This window comes from Mesorhizobium sp. B2-4-1 (assembly GCF_006442185.1).
In the GTDB taxonomy this organism is placed as follows: domain Bacteria; phylum Pseudomonadota; class Alphaproteobacteria; order Rhizobiales; family Rhizobiaceae; genus Mesorhizobium.
Window position 1 is genome coordinate 363,969 of the sequence record NZ_VFVN01000007.1, and the last position, 18,645, is coordinate 382,613.

General features: G+C 61.7%; 18 protein-coding genes and 1 pseudogene. 11 read left to right on the forward strand and 8 right to left on the reverse strand.

Features of this window, described 5'->3' with window-relative positions:
* Nucleotides 1-8 precede the first annotated feature (8 nt).
* The 7 genes from FJ949_RS20130 to FJ949_RS20160 form a co-directional block, all read right to left on the reverse strand.
* Nucleotides 9-1,766, reverse strand: a complete 1,758-nt coding sequence (locus FJ949_RS20130; RefSeq protein ID WP_140498496.1) for a hypothetical protein — start codon at nucleotides 1,764-1,766, stop codon at nucleotides 9-11.
* 13 nt (nucleotides 1,767-1,779) lie between these two features.
* Nucleotides 1,780-2,520 carry an ABC transporter permease gene (locus FJ949_RS20135; protein WP_224619722.1) on the reverse strand — a complete coding sequence of 247 codons (741 nt, stop codon included), beginning with the start codon at nucleotides 2,518-2,520 and terminating at the stop codon, nucleotides 1,780-1,782.
* A gap of 72 nt (nucleotides 2,521-2,592) precedes the next feature.
* Nucleotides 2,593-3,534: an ABC transporter permease gene (locus FJ949_RS20140; RefSeq protein WP_140498498.1), complete on the reverse strand. Its 942-nt coding sequence runs from the start codon at nucleotides 3,532-3,534 to the stop codon at nucleotides 2,593-2,595.
* A 190-nt stretch (nucleotides 3,535-3,724) separates the two neighbouring features.
* The gene (locus FJ949_RS20145; RefSeq protein ID WP_181173151.1) at nucleotides 3,725-5,236 is read right to left on the reverse strand and encodes an ABC transporter substrate-binding protein; all 1,512 of its coding nucleotides are present in this window, start codon (nucleotides 5,234-5,236) and stop codon (nucleotides 3,725-3,727) included.
* A gap of 101 nt (nucleotides 5,237-5,337) precedes the next feature.
* Complete coding sequence (locus FJ949_RS20150) at nucleotides 5,338-5,961, reverse strand: amino acid synthesis family protein (RefSeq protein WP_140498500.1); 624 nt, start codon at nucleotides 5,959-5,961, stop codon at nucleotides 5,338-5,340.
* Entirely contained in the window at nucleotides 5,958-6,350 is a 393-nt protein-coding gene (locus FJ949_RS20155) for a carboxymuconolactone decarboxylase family protein (RefSeq protein ID WP_140498501.1), read from the reverse strand. The genes FJ949_RS20150 and FJ949_RS20155 overlap by 4 nt, the downstream gene beginning before the upstream one ends.
* 17 nt (nucleotides 6,351-6,367) lie before the next feature.
* A complete protein-coding gene (locus FJ949_RS20160; protein ID WP_181165367.1) occupies nucleotides 6,368-7,147 on the reverse strand; it encodes an alpha/beta hydrolase in 780 nt (259 codons plus the stop codon).
* Between FJ949_RS20160 and FJ949_RS30395 the strand changes: the two genes are divergently transcribed.
* From FJ949_RS30395 to FJ949_RS20180, 4 genes are all read left to right on the forward strand, one after another.
* The gene (locus FJ949_RS30395; protein WP_224647112.1) at nucleotides 7,140-8,018 is read left to right on the forward strand and encodes a GntR family transcriptional regulator; all 879 of its coding nucleotides are present in this window, start codon (nucleotides 7,140-7,142) and stop codon (nucleotides 8,016-8,018) included. The two genes, FJ949_RS20160 and FJ949_RS30395, sit on opposite strands and share 8 nt — an antisense overlap.
* The gene (locus FJ949_RS20170; protein ID WP_140498503.1) at nucleotides 8,015-8,995 is read left to right on the forward strand and encodes an aldo/keto reductase; all 981 of its coding nucleotides are present in this window, start codon (nucleotides 8,015-8,017) and stop codon (nucleotides 8,993-8,995) included. The genes FJ949_RS30395 and FJ949_RS20170 overlap by 4 nt, the downstream gene beginning before the upstream one ends.
* Nucleotides 8,996-9,076: 81 nt before the next feature.
* Nucleotides 9,077-9,757, forward strand: coding sequence for a GntR family transcriptional regulator (locus FJ949_RS20175; protein ID WP_140498504.1), 681 nt, complete (start codon nucleotides 9,077-9,079; stop codon nucleotides 9,755-9,757).
* On the forward strand, nucleotides 9,735-10,661 hold the full coding sequence (locus FJ949_RS20180) for an alpha/beta hydrolase (protein WP_140498505.1): 927 nt from the start codon (nucleotides 9,735-9,737) through the stop codon (nucleotides 10,659-10,661). Before FJ949_RS20175 ends, FJ949_RS20180 begins: the two co-directional genes overlap by 23 nt.
* Before the next feature lie 92 nt (nucleotides 10,662-10,753).
* Here FJ949_RS20180 and FJ949_RS30745 read toward each other — a convergent pair.
* Nucleotides 10,754-11,306 (reverse strand): annotated as a pseudogene (locus tag FJ949_RS30745) (glycerol-3-phosphate dehydrogenase); the annotation flags it as partial.
* A gap of 341 nt (nucleotides 11,307-11,647) precedes the next feature.
* On the opposite strand from FJ949_RS30745, the gene FJ949_RS20195 reads away from it, so the two are divergent.
* The 7 genes from FJ949_RS20195 (at nucleotide 11,648) to FJ949_RS20225 (ending at nucleotide 18,638) form a co-directional block, all read left to right on the forward strand.
* Complete coding sequence (locus tag FJ949_RS20195; RefSeq protein WP_140800931.1) at nucleotides 11,648-12,466, forward strand: metallophosphoesterase; 819 nt, start codon at nucleotides 11,648-11,650, stop codon at nucleotides 12,464-12,466.
* A gap of 38 nt (nucleotides 12,467-12,504) precedes the next feature.
* A complete protein-coding gene (locus FJ949_RS20200) occupies nucleotides 12,505-13,710 on the forward strand; it encodes an ABC transporter ATP-binding protein (protein ID WP_140498509.1) in 1,206 nt (401 codons plus the stop codon).
* Complete coding sequence (locus tag FJ949_RS20205) at nucleotides 13,707-14,627, forward strand: sugar ABC transporter permease (protein ID WP_140498510.1); 921 nt, start codon at nucleotides 13,707-13,709, stop codon at nucleotides 14,625-14,627. The genes FJ949_RS20200 and FJ949_RS20205 overlap by 4 nt, the downstream gene beginning before the upstream one ends.
* 29 nt (nucleotides 14,628-14,656) lie before the next feature.
* Nucleotides 14,657-15,517: a carbohydrate ABC transporter permease gene (locus tag FJ949_RS20210; protein ID WP_140498557.1), complete on the forward strand. Its 861-nt coding sequence runs from the start codon at nucleotides 14,657-14,659 to the stop codon at nucleotides 15,515-15,517.
* 119 nt (nucleotides 15,518-15,636) lie between these two features.
* Entirely contained in the window at nucleotides 15,637-16,911 is a 1,275-nt protein-coding gene (locus FJ949_RS20215; protein ID WP_140498511.1) for an ABC transporter substrate-binding protein, read from the forward strand.
* A gap of 111 nt (nucleotides 16,912-17,022) precedes the next feature.
* A complete protein-coding gene (locus FJ949_RS20220; RefSeq protein WP_140498512.1) occupies nucleotides 17,023-17,856 on the forward strand; it encodes a phosphodiesterase in 834 nt (277 codons plus the stop codon).
* The gene (locus FJ949_RS20225) at nucleotides 17,853-18,638 is read left to right on the forward strand and encodes an inositol monophosphatase (protein WP_140498513.1); all 786 of its coding nucleotides are present in this window, start codon (nucleotides 17,853-17,855) and stop codon (nucleotides 18,636-18,638) included. The genes FJ949_RS20220 and FJ949_RS20225 overlap by 4 nt, the downstream gene beginning before the upstream one ends.
* The last annotated feature ends 7 nt before the right edge of the window (nucleotides 18,639-18,645 follow it).

Below are 18,645 nucleotides of genomic sequence, written 5' to 3' on the forward strand. Positions count from 1 at the left end.
GCTCGTGCTCACAGGGCGACCTCATTCTCATGCTTGCGAACCCGGGAACCCGGCCTGTCAGGCTCGAGGAATTCCGAAGGCAGCGGCTGGTCTTGGAAGAAAGTCCCCCGCACATAGCGGATGCTGAGCGGCGTCGAGCCGCGAATGCCCAGCGACGCAAGGAAAAACCGTATGAGATCGGCGGGGACGAAATCGCGATGCGCGAGCGGATCGCGTATTTCCGCATAGAGCAGGCCATCCAGATATTGCACCCGCGAAATGGCGTAATGCAAGTCGGGATGGTCGAGGACGACGTCGCCGGCGCGCTCCTTGTCACCACGGCTGACCAGCACCGCCGCCAGCCTCTGGATCAATCCGATATGATCGATGAAGGATTCGAAACGCTCGTGCGGGTCGATGACCCGCTCGCCGCGCCTTTGTTCGCCATTGTCGATCGAATGGTACCAGAAGTGCTGATGGGTTTCGGCAAGCGTGCGGTCGGCGGTGAGAGCCCAGACGTAGTTCCTGCGCAGGATCTCGCGCAATTCAGCGACCGCCATTGCTGGCTGCAATTGCCGCTTGCGGGCTGCGCCGATCTGGAAATAGGGCGCGATGGCGTCACAAAAGTCCGGTACCACGTCGAGAAGTACGCTGTGGAACTGCTCACTGGTCTCGCCATCCATGACTTCTGCGACGTGCGCAGCAACGTCGCCCCAGCACCGAAACTGTCCTTCGCGCAGGCTTGCCGATATGCGTGTCAGGTTCTCGATGATGGTTTCGTTGGCCACCACGTAGTCCTGCGTCTGTGGGTCGGTCTGCGCATAGATGCGGATGGTGCTCTCTATCGAGCCGCGGACAACTGAAATGCTTCCCGCATCGACCGGCAGGCTTTTTGCGTAGCCAAGAGCCGCCTCGCGTACGGTCACCCATGTGGCGACCCAATGCGGCCAGCGCTGGAGGGCAACGCACATGCCCTGGCCTGAGGAGTTGCCTATTCCAAGCCCGCGCGCGATCGAAATGTCGAGCTGCGCTGCGTCCGGATTGCGCCGCCGCGCCACGGCATTGACGAGATCGATGGAGACGAGCCGCACCAGGTAGATGGCGAAGATATCCGCAAAGAACGGGTGCGCCAGCGGATGCCCCTCGGGAATGCCCGGATAGGAAACCGTGCCATTCCGGCCGCTGCTTTGAAAGCCACCGTTCCGCATGAGATAGGCGATGCCGAGCTCGGGGGCGGGCTGTTCGCCGCGGGACAGTGCTTCGACTACGGCGTCGAAATGCCGGCTGCTGCGATTGGCCGGGGTCCAGCCGACCACATCCGAATCCGTACGCATCTGGCCTTCAGCCTTGATGTCGAACGTTTCAAATTCCCGCTCGATACGCTGTTGGCTGGCAAGATTGACGAAGAGCGCGCCGAACATGTCACGGTCCGCGCCATCGGAGCGGCGTCCGACTTTTTCGATTCCGTCCCATGGATATGCTCGGGCAATATAGGAGAAGGAATGGCCTTCCGCGTCGATCCGGTAGACGAATCTCGCCGCGCCGTCATCGCCGCATTCCGCCGAGATCATCCTTATCTGCCAGCGTTCGCGAACGATCCTGCGCAACAACATGTCGGCAAAACTGACGCGCGAAGCCTTGAAGCAGCGAAGGTTCTCCACACGCATCAGAACATCCGCCGGCCGCATCCATCGCCGCGCTTTCAGGGCACCTTCCCGGCCGGCAAACTCCTGCAGGCGTTGTTCTATGAATGCCGGCAGCGGCGGCTCGATCTGGTTAGACGTCATTTCCCTGTTCCAATCAGCGATCATTGCGGGACGCGGCCTCGTTCATGCTCGACCCGACAAGATAAAATGTGAAAACTGTAAGGGCGACGGCAGCGCCCGGCCCGAGGCTGAGCAGCGGCAGGATCGGCAGGAACATCGAACCGTCGCGTACCATGCCGCCCCAGTCCGGAGCCGGCGGAGGAACGCCCAGCCCCAGGAAGCTGAGGCTTGCGGAGGTGAAGATCGCGAAGGCCACATTGATTGCGAACTGCGCCCACACCACGCGCATCGTGTTTGGCATGATATGATGGCGGATGATCCAGAAAGAGCTTGCGCCCGTGGCGCGCGCAGCTTCCACGAAGACCATTTCCCGGACGACGAAGACCTGACCACGAACCAGCCGGGCGACCGTCGGCGCGGTGACGACACCCAGCGTGACCGCCAGGTTGACCACCGATGGCCCGAGCATCGCGGTGATGATCAATGCGAGAACGAGCCCCGGCAAGGCGATGAAAATGTCGATGATCTGGACGAGGACAAAATCGATCCAGCCACGGAAAAATCCGGCGATCAGGCCAATGGGGGCGCCGATCAGCACAGCCACTATGGCCGCCGAAGCGCCCACCTGCAGTGAAACCCTTGTTCCGTAGATGACGCGCGACAGCACGTCCCGGCCAAGTTGATCCGTGCCAAGGATGTTTTCAGCCGAAGGCGGGCCGAGGACGTTTACCGTCGTGGCGGTCGGGTGCAGGGGCGCGATCAAGGGCGCGAACACCGCGATCAAGGTGATGATCACCAGAAGCGTCAGGCCAAGGACCAATCGGAATGGAAGTTTTCTCATTGGATGCTAAGCCGATGTTCGCACGAGCGGATTGACGAGGCTGTAGGTCACGTCCGCCACAAGGTTGAGGATCATCACGCCGACGATGATCACCATTCCAACCGACAGCATGACAGGAAAATCCCGGGACGAGATCGCTTCCACCAGAAGCCGGCCCATGCCCGGCATCGAAAAGACGGTTTCGGTGACGACCGCGCCGCCAACCAGTTGTCCAAGCGAAAGACCGGCATAGGTGATCAAGGGCAATATGCTGTTGGGCAGAATGTGCCGGTAGGAAATGCGCGCCTCGGACAGCCCCTTCGAACGCGCGGCCTGGATGTAGAGGCTGCCTTTCACCGACTGGTATTCGGCTTTATAGACGAGCGTGAAGGAGCTGAAATAAAAGGTCGTAAGCGTGATGACGGGCAGGATCATGTGGATGAGATGCTGCCCGGCGCCCCGTGACCACGGCGACCATCCGGTCGTCGGCAGCCAGCGGAGCTGAACCGAAAAAAGGTAGATCAGCAGCAGTCCGAGAAAGAAATTGGGCACGGTGATGCCGACGATGCTGACGGCGGCGGTGAGCCGCTCCACCAGCTTTTTCATGAACGTCGCCGAATTGATCAGCGTGGCCCCCAGGAATGCGATGAGGATCGCCCAGGATGCCAGCTCAAGCGTTAGAGGAAGGGCATCCGCGATCATTTGCGCGACAGGCTGTTGGGTGGAATAAGACCGGCCCAGGTCGCCCGACAATGCGGCGCTGATCCAGTTCCAGTAACGCGACAGGATGGGCTGGTCGAAGCCTAGCTTCGCGTTGAGTTCGGCGATCGATTGAGGGGATGCGTTCTCCCCCAGCATGATCGCCGCCGGCGTCCCCAGAAAGGACGTCACCGACGTGAACAGCAGAAACGTCAGAACGATAACGTTCGGAACCATGATCGCTATGCGGGAAAGTACAAGCGCAAGCATGCCGGCCTCAGTTCATCGCGAAGGATTGAAGAAACGTCTCCGGGGAGCCCGTCTCGCAAAGCGGGCGGTTGGGGCACATCCGATGGGCGGCGGTCATAATGGCGATCAAGTTCCTCTACCGGTTGCAGGCGGGACCGGGTCTACCCGCGCCAGACGCCGCGGCGCGGCGCGCCGCGGCAAAGCATGAAGATCAGGCCTGCGTTTTCCAGACGTAACGGAACCGCGGGATCTCGTCCGGCATCGGAGCGAACCCTTTGACGGTGTTGCGCATGGCGTTGAATTCGATGCTGAACCCGACGGGCATGTAAGGCAGATCGGCAGAAATCTGACGCTGGATCTTTTCGTACAATTCCTTGCGGCGCGCCTGATCGGAAATTACCCGCGCTTCATCGATCCATTTGTCCACTTGGTCATTCTTGTAGCCCGTGGAGTTCGCGGTGCCTTTGCTGGAGAAGAGATAGTGGATCAGGCCGTCGGGATCCGCCCGTTGCGTCCAGCGCATCGGCGTGAAGCGTATCTCGCCTGAGACCGCCTTTGCGTAGTAGTCGCTTTGGGGGACCGGCTCGAGCTCAATGTTGAGGCCGATCGCGTCGAGGTCTTCCTTGGCAAGTTCGGCAAAGCGTCGCAGCGTATCGCCGCTTGGCGCCGCAAGCTTGATGGTGGTGCCCTTCAGGCCGGAATCAGCCACGATCTTGCGCGCCTTTTCCGGATCGTATTCGTAGTGCACCAGATCGGTTGGGGTCCACCACAGGCCGTCTGGCGTGAAGCTGTCGGAAATCTTGCCTTGCCCCGCCCATATGATCTGGTTGATGCGGTCGCGGTTGAGGCCATGCGCGATGGCCTGGCGTAGTTCCGGCTTGTTATATGGCTCGGCGTCCCACCGCCACTGGTAGGAATACCAGACGCCACCCTTCGACGGCACAAGCTCGATGTCCGGGCTGGCCTTGGAAAGGCGCGTATCCAACGGATCAAGCTGGCTTATGAAATCCAGTTCACCGATGGCCATGCGCTGAATGCCGACGACGTTCGTCGGAATGTCATGGAAGGTAATGCCGTCGAGATATGGCATTCCCTTCTGCCAATAGCTGTCGTTCTTGGTGAGCGCGATGCGCGACCCGCGGACCCATTCGCCGAAAACGAACGGACCGGTCCCGACAGGATTGGAACCGACGTCGCTGCCGTATTTCTTGGCCGCAGCTGGCGAAGCCATCAGCCCTGCGCGGTCGGCAAACAGCGCCAGCAGCGGCGGATAAGGTTCCTTCATGTCGATGGCGACGGTGAATTCATCCAGCACTTCGACATTCTTGACGCCTTCCAGCAACTTGAGCTGCGATGAGTTGCCTTTCGGATCGAGACGTGCATCAAGGTTCCATTTCACGGCCTCGGCGTTGAACGGTGTGCCGTCATGGAACTTCACGCCTTCCTGCAGCTTCAGGACCACGCGCTTGCCGTCGTCCGAAAACTCCCAGCTTTTCGCCAGGGCAGGCTTCAGGGAGAAGTCCGCCTCGGTCTCGAGAAGCGTATCGAATATCAGGAAAAGGATCTGCCGCTCGGTCCATTGCGACGACTGAAGCGGGTCGAGCGTGCGGACGTCGCTGATGAAGCCGACGTTGAGCATGCCGCCGGTGACCGGCTGGGTATCTTGAGCCAGCGCTACCGCCGGCAAAGAGGCCACGATTGCGAAGCCGCTGACGGCGGCCATAAATTGCCTTCTATCCATGACAAATCCTCCGTTGGTTCAGTTCCCGATATTATCGGCATTGCCGTTATTGGCCTCCGGGCAAGGACCCGGAGGCTTGCGCGTTATTTGCTCTCGGCTGGCAGCGGCCGGCCGGCCTGATCGACTCCCATGATCCGCATGTCGTTGAACCGATCGCCGATGCGATGGTGCGGACGCCCGCCGCTCGCGGCGCCCAAGGCGATGACGATCTCGTCATGCGCAGGCGCGTCGGGAATGGTGAATTCCACGGTCAGAAAATGAGCGCGGCTTCCCTTCTTCTCAGCGTCCTTGTGGGTCAAGGGAACGGTGAGCGCGGTGCCGGCGCCGGCACGCTTGTTCGTGAACGGGAGAAAGGAATCGCCACCAGCGGCGATGCGGAAGACATTGCCGAAATGCAGCGTGTGGATCAGGCCGGCCGCGTGTTCGACTTCGCCGTCCGTCCCGGTCACCGCGCACTTTCCAAACGCTTCTATCCTGTCCGGACCGCCCATGATCGCCACCAGGCGAGGCACGAGGGCATCCGTGAGAGCCTTGGCGTGCTCCATGATGTGCGGCTGCAGGTCCTCGACGAATGCCGATCCTGCCCAGGGATTGCGGATTACCGCCGCGCAGGCGGCCATGCGAAGCGGAACCGGCGCGACGCGCCCCCCTTCGATAAGCGTGTCCTCGACGAAATCGACGATCTTGCGGATCAGGACCCCAGTCATTTTTCCACTCCGCCGGCTGCGAGTTCGGCAAGCACGCGGTTGGCAATGCGATGGCATTCGACGCCGACAGGAACGCCGCAATAAATCGTGAGATGGGTTATCAACGCGTCCAGCTCGTCACGGGTGACCCCGTTGCGAAGGGCGCCGCGAAAATGCAGTTCCCACTCATGCATGCGGTTGAGCGCGGCAATCATGACGATGTTCAGCATGCTGCGGGTCCTGGCATCCAGCCTGTCGTCACCCCAGGCCGTTCCCCAGCAATATTCTGTGATAAATGACTGAAAACCCTTGGAAAACTCGGTTGCCTTGCTCAGCGAATTTTCAACATATTCGCTGCCGAGCGTCGCCTTGCGCCGCTCCAGCCCACGCTCAAATAGCGTCTCGTTCATTCGTCTTCCCTTCATTTTCAGCGTGGACGCAAAAGGAACTCGCGGACATGGTCGGACACCAGCTTGGATGCCTCGACCAGGACGCTGTGCTTCAGGCCGGCCAGAATGCGTAATTCCGAATCGGGGATCAGCCGGTGCATCGTCTCGGCCATCCGGACATTCGACCCCTGATCGAATTCGCCCGTCATCACCAGCGTTGGCTGTCTGATCTCGGGAAGCCGATCCACCAATTCGGTAAGGCCGAACACCCGATACGCCTCCAGGTAAGACGGCACGTGGACAGCCTTGAGCTCGGCAATTCGCCGCTCGATCACATCGGGATGGCGCTCGGCGAATTCCTTGGTGAACCAGCGGTCGTGCGCAGCACCAACGACTGCGTCCATACCGCCGTCGCGGATCATCTGCAGGCGCGCCACAACCTTCTCACGTTCGGCGGGGGTGCGCCCCGCAACTGCGGAAAGAAGCACGACGCGCTCAAACCGGTCCGAATAGGAACAGGCCAGTTCTTGCGCGATCAAGCCCCCCAATGAAAAGCCGACCAGATGGGCTTTGCGCACGCCGGCGTCGTCCATCACCCGAACGATATCGGCGGCAAACTTCTCGACGGAATATTCCGAATCGATGTGCGCGGACTGACCATGACCGCGCAGGTCGGAGCGAATAATGTCGAAGCTGCCCTCCAATTGGAGGCTGACGTCCTCCCAGCTTTGCAGGTTGGCGCCGACACCGTGCACCAGCACGAGAGGATGGCCCTTACCGCTTCTCTCATAGGCGATGAGATCGTCTTTGGTGCGCATCGGCGCCATCCCAGGTCCCTCGTTCGAACTCGATTTTTTGGTATACCGACAGACAGGCATATGGTCAACCGTATTTGAATCGGCTACTTGTGATGAAAGAGTCGAACGCGTAGCTGTCATGGAAGGAACGACGGGAGAGGACGCCGCGATGCATGAATGGACGGACTGGTCGATTGCGGATTCGCCGACATTGCGCGAGCAGACCGTTGTCACGCTGCGCGAGGCGTTGTTCAACGAAGTGTTCAAGCCGGGTGACAAGCTGGTGGAACGGAAGCTTGCCGAGCAGACCGGCGTAAGCCGCACAAGCATTCGGGAAGCGCTGAGCCAGCTTGAGTCCGAAGGGCTTGTGACTCGGGTAGCCGGCAAGGGCATGTTCGTGACCCGCTTGTCGGAACGGGAAGTCCGGCAGATCTACGAGGCCCGCGCAATCCTGGAATCGGCCATGGCGCGCCTGTTTGTCGAACGGGCCAGCCAGGAACAAATGGACGAATTGGCGCGGCGTATTTCGGAAGCAGGCGAAACCGACACCTCCGAGCTTGCCAGGCAGCATGCCGAGAAGCTCGACGCGGTGTGGGACATCATCATGCAAGGCGCAGGCAACGACATCACCAGGCAAATGACCTTTCTCCTGCATGGCCGCGTCACCTATCTGCGCACCGTCACCACCCGCGTCGCCTCGGCTGAACGGCGCAGGAATACGATGGCCTTGCTCCACGGCATTTTCGACGCGCTGCGCGCGCGCGATGCCGACCTCGCCGAAAAGCTCACGCGCGGGTATGTCGAAAGATCCGCGGCTTTCGCGCTGTCGCTGCTGCGGGACTCTGGGCAGAACGCCAAATCCTCATCACGCAAGCAACGGATCGACACATGAACTATGTCAGGCTCGGCAAGAGCAATCTGAAGGTATCCCGGCTATGCCTCGGCGCGATGGGATTCGGATCCGCGGGATGGCGGGCCTGGGTGCTCGATGAGAAGGCGTCGGCGCCGATCGTTGCGCGCGCCCTCGACCACGGCATCAACTTCTTCGACACCTGCGACTTCTATTCGGCTGGCGAGAGTGAACGCATTCTCGGCCAGATACTCGTTCTCAAGCAGCCGCGCGACAGCTTCGTCATCGCCACCAAGGCGGGAAACCCGATGGCCGCGCATTGCAACGGCCGCGGCTACTCCAGAAAGCACCTGTTCAAGGCAATCGACGATTCGTTGGTCCGCCTTGGAACCGATCACGTGGACCTCTTCCAGACGCATATCTGGGACAAGGACACCGACCTCGACGAACTGGTCGATGCCATGGCGGATATCGTGCGCGCCGGAAAGGCGCTCTATGTAGGCGTCACGACGATGCCCGGCTGGACACTCGCAAAATGCCGTGCGGCTGCCAGCGCACGCGACCTTCCGGCATTCATCTCGATGCAATGCGAATACAATCCCGCTCACCGGGAGTGCGAGCGGGAACTGCTTGCCTACTGCCGCCACGATGATGTTGCCCTGATACCGTTCAGCCCGATCGCGCGCGGCTTCCTTGCCGCGGACCGCCGCAATCCCGGCCAGCAGACGGCGCGCACGAAAAGCGACGACTATACGCAGAGATATTACCACCGCGACGGCGACCACGCCGTGCGCGAAGCCGTCGCTGCCGTTGCCGCCGACATCGGAAAGACACCGGCGCAGGTGGCTCTCGCCTGGACATTGGCGCGCCCCGGCATTACCGCGCCCATCTTCGGAGCGACCTCGACAGACCATGTCGACGAGGCAGTCGCGGCATTGGACATAGTGCTTACGCCCGAACATATCGACCGCATCGACGGGGCTTACGAGCCACGGCCGCTGAACGCCTCAGGCCACTGAATGAAGCACAATGCTTGCGGTAAGCTGATATGCTTGTGAAATTGCACTCGTTCGCGCACGTTTCAAGGGAGCAAATCCGCCGTGTATGATCTGCGAGTCCATGCTCCGCCGCGCCTGTACACGCAGGTGGCCGATACCATCCGCAACGCCATCGTCGTCGGAGAACTGGCGCCGGGAGAGCGGCTGGTGGAGCGCACGCTTTGCGAGCGCATGGGCGTTTCGCGGACGTCGCTCAGGGAAGCGATGCGCGAGCTCGAGAACGAGGGCCTGGTCACGAACCTGCCCAACCGGGGGCTTATCGTCTCTGTCGTCGATCCCAAGATCGCGAAGGACATTTTTGACCTTCGCGAGGCGCTGGAGGCGCTTGTATGCAGGTTGTTTTGCGAGAATGCGACTGACGATCATATCACGCGTTGTCGGGGCGTGTATGACGAGTTGATGGAAACCTATCGCGTCGGTGTGGCGCGCGAAATGATAGCTGCAAAGACTAGATTCTACGACGTCTTGATAGCGGGCGCGAACAATTCCGAGGCGGAACGGATGCTTCGCAGCATCCATATGCGGGCCTCACAGTTGCGCATGATTTCTCTTTCCGATGCAGAGCGGCGAAAGGCATCTCAGGAAGAGCTGGCAGCCCTGCTCGACGCCCTTGTGAATCGCAGGGCATCGGATGCCGAGCGGCTTGCAAAAAAGCATGTACGCAAAGCCGCCCAGTTCGCGCTCGGGATGATCGAACAGCTTGAAAACCAATCCGTCAGCTGATCGGCGGCGCTTGAAAGCGCGAGACGCCGCCCGTCCGCCGCTACCCGCGGCGACGGTGAAGGAGAATTATGTCGTGGCGGGCGGCATCCGTACGCGCTATTTCGAAGCTGGCAGCGGACCGGCCGTGATCCTGCTGCACGGCTCGTCACTGGCGATCGATGCCTGGTCCACTTGGCACAACACCATCCCGGCACTCGCGCATGACTTCCGGGTGCTGGCGCCCGATCTGGTCGGCTTCGGTCTCTCGGATGCGCCGGTGGACGGGAAACACGTTCCCCGCCTCGAAAGGCGGCATCACGTTTCAGCCTTCATCGAAGCGCTCGGCGTCACCCGATGCGCGCTCGTCGGCCATTCCGAAGGCGGTTTCATCGCGGCAATGCTCGCCGTTGAAAAGCCGGGTCTGGTCGATAAGGTGGTTGTCGTGAGCAGCGGTGCGACCTCCCCGCGCCTCGGCGGAAATGAGGACCACGCTTGGCAGGCAGCAGCGGCAGCAGCGTATAATGTGCTCGAGGGATGCGACACCGAGAAAGACTTTCTGCGCACCAATGCGAGGCTAAGCACAAAGAATCCGCCGGAGTTCGTGGAGCTGCTAAAAAAGAACTACCGCCTGGCCTGCGAGTCCGGTCAGTTGGAGCGCTTCAAGCAGGCTGCCCGGAAAAAGGACGACACCGAATATACCCAGATCCAGGAGGACCATCTCCTTCCGCATTTGCCCACCATGCAGGCCAAGCTGTTCATAGCCTGGTCAGGCTGCGACGAAACCGTGCCGGTGGCGCGCGGCATCAAGCTGCTGGAACGCGCGCCGCAAGCCGACATGCACATTTTCGCCAATGCCGCTCACATGGTCATGATCGATCGCCCACGCGAATTCAATGGAGTTGTCCGGGACTGGCTTGGCAGCTAGCGCCGGTCAAACCGTCCAGCTTATGACCCACAGCAAGTCGTCCCAAGAGGCCCGCTATGCCGCGGGAGGATGTCCTCGGGCGTGCGCCCTCACTCCCTCGCCACCAGGTAACGCGCTTCCGAGTCGTAGAGCAGCCCGCCATAGTGCTGCCCGAGGTCGGACATGCCAGCCGTGGCGCCCACCACCTCCTGGCCGCGTGCCGTAGAGCCGCCGGTAATGATGAACGAGGGCGCGCGGCATCCACGGCCATGTTTCGCATAATCCGTTGACGGAAGGCTCAAAGTCCGCGTTCGGCATGTTGCCGCCCGGCAGCGGCACACTCGCGGTCCAGTCGCCCCCCATCTGCGGAAAGATATGTTCGAGGCGATGGAGGCCGCGCTAGGCCAATTTCCGGAAGGTCGTGATCTTGCCGCCGAAGACATTGAACAGTGGCGCGCCCCCGGTCTCGTCAACGTCGAAGACGTAGTCGCGCGTAACCGCCGAAGGGTTCCCATTGCCGTCGTCGAACAACAGCCGCACGCCCCAGAACGCATACAGCAAGTCCTGGGGCGCAGCTTCTCTTTTGAAGTAGCGGTTCACGGCCGCGCTCAAATACTCGATCTCGGTCTGGTCGATCTGCACCGCTTCGGCAGCACCCTCATAGGCGCGGCAATTAGAGGTGCGGCTACGGTCGCGATTTTTATCTTGATATTTTTATCAAGCTGTGAAATTTTTTTCAATTAAATGCTGGAGGAAGTTTTCCGCACCTCAGAATGCCCTGACAATGGGCATCGGACGGAGAACACGATGGGAGGTTCAATATGCCGGTCCAAGCCGTTTCAACCGAGTGAGCCTTTCCTGCGGGAGACGCCGCGTCCTGGACCTAAAAATCCGACGTCGTCGTCACACCTTCACAGGCAGGGGAAAGAATGCGTCCGCCTTCAGGCGCTTCTTTCGACACGACGAGATCAACACCGCAAGACGCGGCAAAGGTTCCAGAACGTCCGATGACGCGAATAGTGCAGATTTCCGATACCCATCTCAGCCCTGGTAAGCGGCATTTCCTTGCCAACAGCCAGCCGCTCCTCGACTGGCTGAAGGAAAGCGATGCCGACCTCGTTATCCATACAGGCGACGTCACCGTGGATGGCGCCGATGTCGAGGAGGACATGCGCTATTGCGCCGAGATGATGGACTCCATCGGACTGCCCTATCTCGCCGTGCCGGGCAATCACGACGTGGGCGAGCCCAAGCATCTCTATCAGCCAGTCAACGCAGAACGCCTGGCCCGCTGGCGACGTCATTTCGGGCCGGACTGGTGGCATCGCGACATCGAGGGCTGGCGCCTGATCGGACTCGATTCGATGCTGTTCGGCAGCGACGAGCCGGCCGAAACGGAGCAGATCGCGTGGCTGGAAAACGCCATGCGCGAAGCGTCCGGGCGCCGGATCGGCTGGTTCACCCATCGCCCGCTCTTCATCGGCGAGCCGACCGAAGGCGACGTTGGATACTGGGCGCCCACTCCCGAGCCTCGCGCGCAACTGCTCGACATGGTGCGCCGCTACGACGTGGCCTTCGTGGCCAGCGGCCACCTGCACAAACTCTACGATCGTCAACTCGGCGGCGTCCGGTACCTGTGGGGGCCGTCGTCCGGCTTCCTCGTCGAGGCGCACTTGCAGCCGGAAGGGATGGCCGGAGAAGCCACCTTGGGCGTGCTCGTCTACGACTTTTCCGGGTCCGATTTCACCGTGCGGCCTCATGAAATTCCGGGCCTCACACCCTTTTTCATCGGTGATGTCGTGCATGAGGTCTATCCACCGAGATAGCGCCTCTACCCAATTGTTCGCGAAACGGAGCAACCCCCGTGGCTGCAGTGGAAATAAAGAACCTTTCGAAGTCCTTCGGGCCCCACCGGGTTCTCAAAGACATCAACCTGTCCATCAACGATGGCGAGTTCCTGACGCTTGTCGGCCCCTCCGGCTGCGGAAAATCGACGCTCATCCGCATCATCGCCGGCCTCGAGCCGCAAACCTCGGGCTCGATCCTCGTCGATGGCGCGCCGATCGATCATCTGAGGCCGCATGAGCGGCGCATCGCCATGGTGTTCCAGAGCTACGCGCTCTACCCGCACATGTCCGTCTTCAACAACATGGCGCTGCCCCTGACGATGACCGGGCTTAGCCTCTACGAGCGCCTGCCGCTCGTCCGCCTACTCTCGTCCCGGCGCCGCAAGGTGATGCAGGAGATCGGCAAGCAGGTCAGGGGCATCGCGGCGCAACTTCAGATTGAACCTCTTTTAGAGCGCAAGCCCGCCCAGCTCTCCGGCGGCCAGCGTCAGCGCGTCGCGCTCGGTCGCGCCATGGTGCGCCAGCCCGCCGCTTTCCTGATGGACGAGCCACTTTCTAACCTCGACGCCAAGCTGCGCGTCCACATGCGTAGCGAGCTGGCCGAGCTTCACCAGAGACTCGGCGCGACATTCGTCTACGTCACGCACGACCAGGTCGAGGCGATGACCATGTCAAGCCGGGTCGCCATGATGGAAGGCGGAGACATCCTTCAACTCGGCACGCCCGACGAACTCTACGACAGGCCGGCCAACATCCAAGTCGCCCAGTTCATCGGCAGCCCGACGATCAACCTGATTCCCGTGACGGTGGAGGTCGGTGGGCGGCTGGAATTGCTCGGAAAGCCTCTGCCGATCGGCACCGCCCTCCCCGCCGGAGAGAAAGCGACGATCGGCGTCCGCCCGGAAATGATCCTGCCCGGCGCGGTCTCGGGCCAGTCGGCGGACCAGGTCCCGCTTCCGGCGAAGCTGCGGCGCAGCGAGCATCTCGGCTCCGAGAAGATCCTGCATTTCGATGTTCCCTCGCTCCCTGGGATCTTGGTGACCTCGCGCATAGGCGCGGGCGTGCCGGACGGTGAGGTCGAGAACACCGAACTCTTGTTCCATCCCTCGGCCTGCCATGTCTTCGATGCCGCCGGAAACCGCGTGGAACCCCAAGTTTCCCAAGACGCGGCCACCGCCGCCAAGGGAAAGCTGCGCCTCGCAGAGGGAGCGCGCGCATCATGAGCCTGACCGCGGTCCCCGCTCCGCCCGCCCGGCCCGGTGCCCGGCAGGCCTTCATCGAGAGGCTGGTCGCCGGCGGCTTCGCGCTGCCTGCCCTGCTTTTGCTGGTGCTGACGATCCTCGTGCCGCTCGGCGTGCTCGGTTATCTCAGTTTCACCGACTACGAGCTCGGCGAGGTCGATGTCCATTATGTCGGCCTGCAAAACATCACCGACGCGCTGACCGATCCGGAATTCCGCCGCGCACTCAAGAACACGCTCGTCTACGTCGCGATCGTCCTGCCCGGCTCGGTGATCCTGTCGCTACTCGTCGCCGTCCTCGTTCACCGCCGCAAGCGCACCCGCTCACTCTACGAAATCATCTACTTCCTGCCTGTGACCTCGACCTTCATCGCCATGGCGACCGTGTGGCAGTTCCTGCTGCACCCCAGCCTCGGCCCGGTGAGCGCGGTGCTGCGCTGGCTCGGCATCGGCGAGGTCGCCTTCCTGAGCAATCCCTCGCTGGCGCTGCCGACGCTTGCCGTGATCGGCATCTGGCAACTGGTCGGCTTCAATATGATCCTGTTCCTGGCCGGCCTCTCGACCATTCCAAAGGACCTCTACGAAGCCGCCGAGATCGACGGCTGCGGCGGCGAAATCGACCGCTTCCTGACGATCACGTGGCCGCTGCTGGGACCGACGACTATGTTCGTCATCGTCACCAGTTCGATCACCGCCTTCAAGGTGTTCGACACGGTGGCGGTGCTGACCCATGGCGGTCCGGTGGGATCGACCGAGGTCCTGCTCTACAAAGTCTACCTCGAAGGCTTCCAGTACTTCCGCATGGCGTATGCGTCGGTCCTCACCTTCATCTTCCTCATTTTCATTCTGGTCTTCTCGATCCTCCAGACCGTCGTCATGGACCGCAGGGTGCATTACTGATGACCGACACAACCATCACTGCTCCCGCGATGGGGGGCACAACAACCACACCAGCTGGCTCCGCCGGCCGACGCTTCGCCTCTCTGTTCATCACTCACGGCATCCTGATCACCGGCGCGGCCTTCATTCTCCTGCCTTTCCTGTGGATGCTGGTGACCTCGATCAAGCCGCCGGAAGAGGTGTTCAACGCCCAGCTCAGGATCTGGCCGAAGCATTTCTACGGCTTCGAGAATTATGCGATGGCGCTGACCAGCGCGCCGCTGCTGCGCTTCGCTCTCAACGGCGTCATAGTGTGCGGCGGCATCCTCATCATCCAGCTTCTGGTCGCCATCCCATGCGCCTACGCGTTGGCCAAGCTGAAGTTCCCGGGCCGCAACCTGCTTTTCGTCCTCGTCCTGCTCGGCCTATGCGTGCCCGAACAGGTGCCGGCGCTGCCGATCTACATCGCGCTGGCGAAGATGGACCTGCTGAATACCTATTTCGCCATGATGGTGCCCTTCTTCCTCTCAGTCTTCGCGATCTTCCTGTTCAGGCAGTTTTTCCGTTCCTTCCCCGACGACATCATTCATGCCGCGCGGCTCGACGGGATGAGCGAGTTCGAGATCGTGTGGCGCATCGTCACGCCCAGCGCCATGCCGGCGATCGCCGCCTTCGCGGTGTTTTCCTTCGTCGCGCACTGGAACGACCTCTACTGGCCGCTAATCGTCATATCCGACGTCAACCTGGCGCCGCCGCCGCTCGGCATGATGTTCTTCTCGGACGCCGAAGCCGGCACCAATTACGGCGCACTGACGGCCGCCGCGACCATCCTGACCGCGCCTCTGCTGCTCGCGTTCCTGTTCGCACGCCGCCGCTTCATCGAGGGCGTCACGATGACCGGCGTGAAATAAAACTGACAACTGGCGCGGCTAGAAGCCCGGTCGCGCCGTTCCCCCACACCTTTCGCGGGGCAAGGCGGCATCATCGCCTCAAGAGCATCGGGCAAATCGCATAACCGGAGGAAGCCTTAATGAAATTCCTGTCAAAGATCATCGCGGCCTCGGCCGTATTGCTGGGAGCGGCGTCGACAGCGCTGGCCCAGTCTCCCGTGACGCTCGACGTCTACTACGCATTCCCGGCCTTCGCGAAGTTCCATGAGCCGCTGGCCGCGGAATTCATGAAGGAACATCCCGACATCAAGATCCAGTTCCGCGCGCCGGCGGCCAGCTACGACGAAGGCCACCAGGCCATGCTGCGGGCCTCCATCACCAACAACCTGCCCGACGTCTATTATTCGGGCTATCACGTCCTGCATGAACTGGTCGGCAAGCTGAAGGCGCGCAACCAGATCTTGGACCTCGGCACGATGATGGACGCCGAGTCGAAGGAATGGCGCGACGCCAACTACGCCGGCAACATTCTCGACCTCGGCCGGGTGGACGGCAAGCTCTACGGACTGGCCTTCAACGCTTCCATGCCGATCATGTTCTACAATGCCGACCTGGTTAAAAAGGCCGGGGGCGATCCCGACAACATGCCCACCGACTGGCCGGGCATCATGGAACTCGCCAAGAAGATCAAGGCCACCGGTTCCGGCATCGCCGGCCTCGCCTACAATATTCATGACTGGCCCGACGAATGGCTCTGGGACGCCATGTTGATGCAAGGTGGGGGCGAGCTGACCAAGGACGGCAAAGTGGCCTTCGGCGACGAGCACGGCCTGAAGGCGCTGGAATATTTCCGCAGCTTCGTCACCGATGCCGGCATGCCGTTGATCGACTGGGATCAGTCGCGCCAGGCCTTTATCGCCGGCCAGATTGGCATCTTCTTCGATACGCCTGCCCGTCTCAGCCAGGATACCGAACTGATCGGCGACCGATTCAAGCTGCGTACCGCGGTCTTCCCGGTCGACGACAAGGAAAAGGGTGGCCTGCCCACAGGCGGCAACGCGGCGGTGATCACTGCCTCCGACCCGGCAAAGCAGAAGGCGGCCTGGGAATTCCTTAAATTCGTCACCGGCCCCAAGGCGCAGGAGCAGGTCGTGAAGATGAGCGGCTACCTCCCGACCAACAAGGCCGCCACCGGGACCGACTATCTCGGCCCGTTCTACGAAGCGAACCCGAATTACGCCACCGTTGCCAAGCAGATGGCACTGTCGCGCCCGTGGCCCGGCTATTCGGCGGGCAACACGGTCCGCATCTGGCGCACCCAGCGCGAGATCATCAGCAAGGTCATGAGCGGCGACGTATCCATCAAGGACGGGCTCGACAGCCTCGTCTCCGAAACACAGGCACTCATGAAATAAGTCGCCATGCCACGCGCGCCGGCCGGCTTCGGCTGGCGCGCCCTTTTTAAGGTGGCGCCGATGTGGCGCCCTTCTTGTGTCAGCCCTCCCTTCACACTGCCGGACCTCCCGATGCTCATTGCACAGATCAGCGATTTTCATATCCGACCCGACGGCCAGATGGCCTATGAGGGTCTCCAGACCAACACCATGACTCGTCGCGCCATCGCGACCGTCGCCGCGCTCGATCCGGCGCCCGATTGCGTCCTCGTCACCGGCGATCTCGCCGATTGCGGTCGCCCGGAAGAGTATGCGCTGGTCGCCGACATGCTGTCGGCCCTGCCCATGCCCGTCTTCGTCATTCCTGGCAACCACGACCGGCGTGAGACAATGCGCGAGGTGATGGCGCCGAAATTCCCCTATCTGAGCCAGTCGCCGGATTTCCTGCATTATACGATCGAGGACCTTCCGGTCCGCCTTATCGGGCTGGACACGGTGCAGCCGGGCGAGGACGGTGGTGCGATCTGCGAGCGGCGCGAAGCCTGGCTCGGTGAGCGTCTCGCCGAGGGCGACGGCCGCCCGACCTTCGTCTTCATGCACCATCCGCCCTTTCCCGTCGGCGTGCACGGCATGGACATCATGATGTGCGTCGTCGGCGACGGCTTCCGCGACATGATCAGGTCCCACGCCGAAATTGAGCGGGTGGCCTGCGGGCACTATCACCGGCCCATCACCACGCGCTTTGCCGGCACGGTCGGCTTCGTCGCGCCGGGCGTCGCGCACCAGGTCGCGCTCGATCTTCGTCCGGGCGAGCCCAATCGCTTCATCTTCGAACCGCCGGCTTTCGCCCTGCACGCCTGGTCGCCGCAGACCGGTATCGTTTCGCACGTCGTCCCGATCGGCGATTTTGGCCCCGCCCACGATTTCATCACCGATGTCGACTACCCCGGGAAAAACGAAACATGAGCGACTACCGTCAAATCCTGAAAGACGCCGATGCCGTCGCACGCAAGGCAGCCGCGACGTTGATGTCGATGCGCGAGGAGCGCCTCGACGTCACTCGCAAGGAAGGGCTGGACATTGTCACCGCCGCCGATCTCGCTTCGGAGCGCATTGTCATCGACGGGCTGCGCGCGCTTACGCCGCAAGCTTCCATCCTGTCGGAAGAAGCCGGCACGACGGGAATCTTGGGCGAAAGCCGCTGGATCGTCGACCCGCTCGACGGCACGATAAACTACGCGTCCGGCCTGCCGTGGTTCTCCGTCACCATGGCCTATCAGGAGCAGGGTGCGACGAAGATCGGCCTGACCGTCGCACCCGCCGCCGGCTTCGAGGCGCACTACACCAGCGACGGAATCGCGACCGTCAACGGCAAGACGGCCAATGTGTCGACAACTGCAAGACTGGCCGATGCGGTCATTGCCGTCGTGCTGACGTCGCACTTTTCGGCCGAGGAGGTGGCGCGCACCGCAGAGATCGTGCGGCGGCTCGGCGTCGGCGCGCGCGGCGTGCGCGTTATCGTCTCAGGGGCCTTTGAACATTCGATGGTCGCCGCCGGCCAGCTCGATGCGGCGGTTTCGATCAAGGCCGACGTCGTGTCCTACGCGGCTGCCATGCCGCTGCTACGCGCAGCAGGAGGCAAGGTCACCACGCTTTCAGGTGTCGACTCCACAGACGAGGACACGCAGAAGGTCGGCTCGAACGGGCTCATTCACGACGAACTTCTTGAAGCGCTACGCGGCCTGTGACACCTGG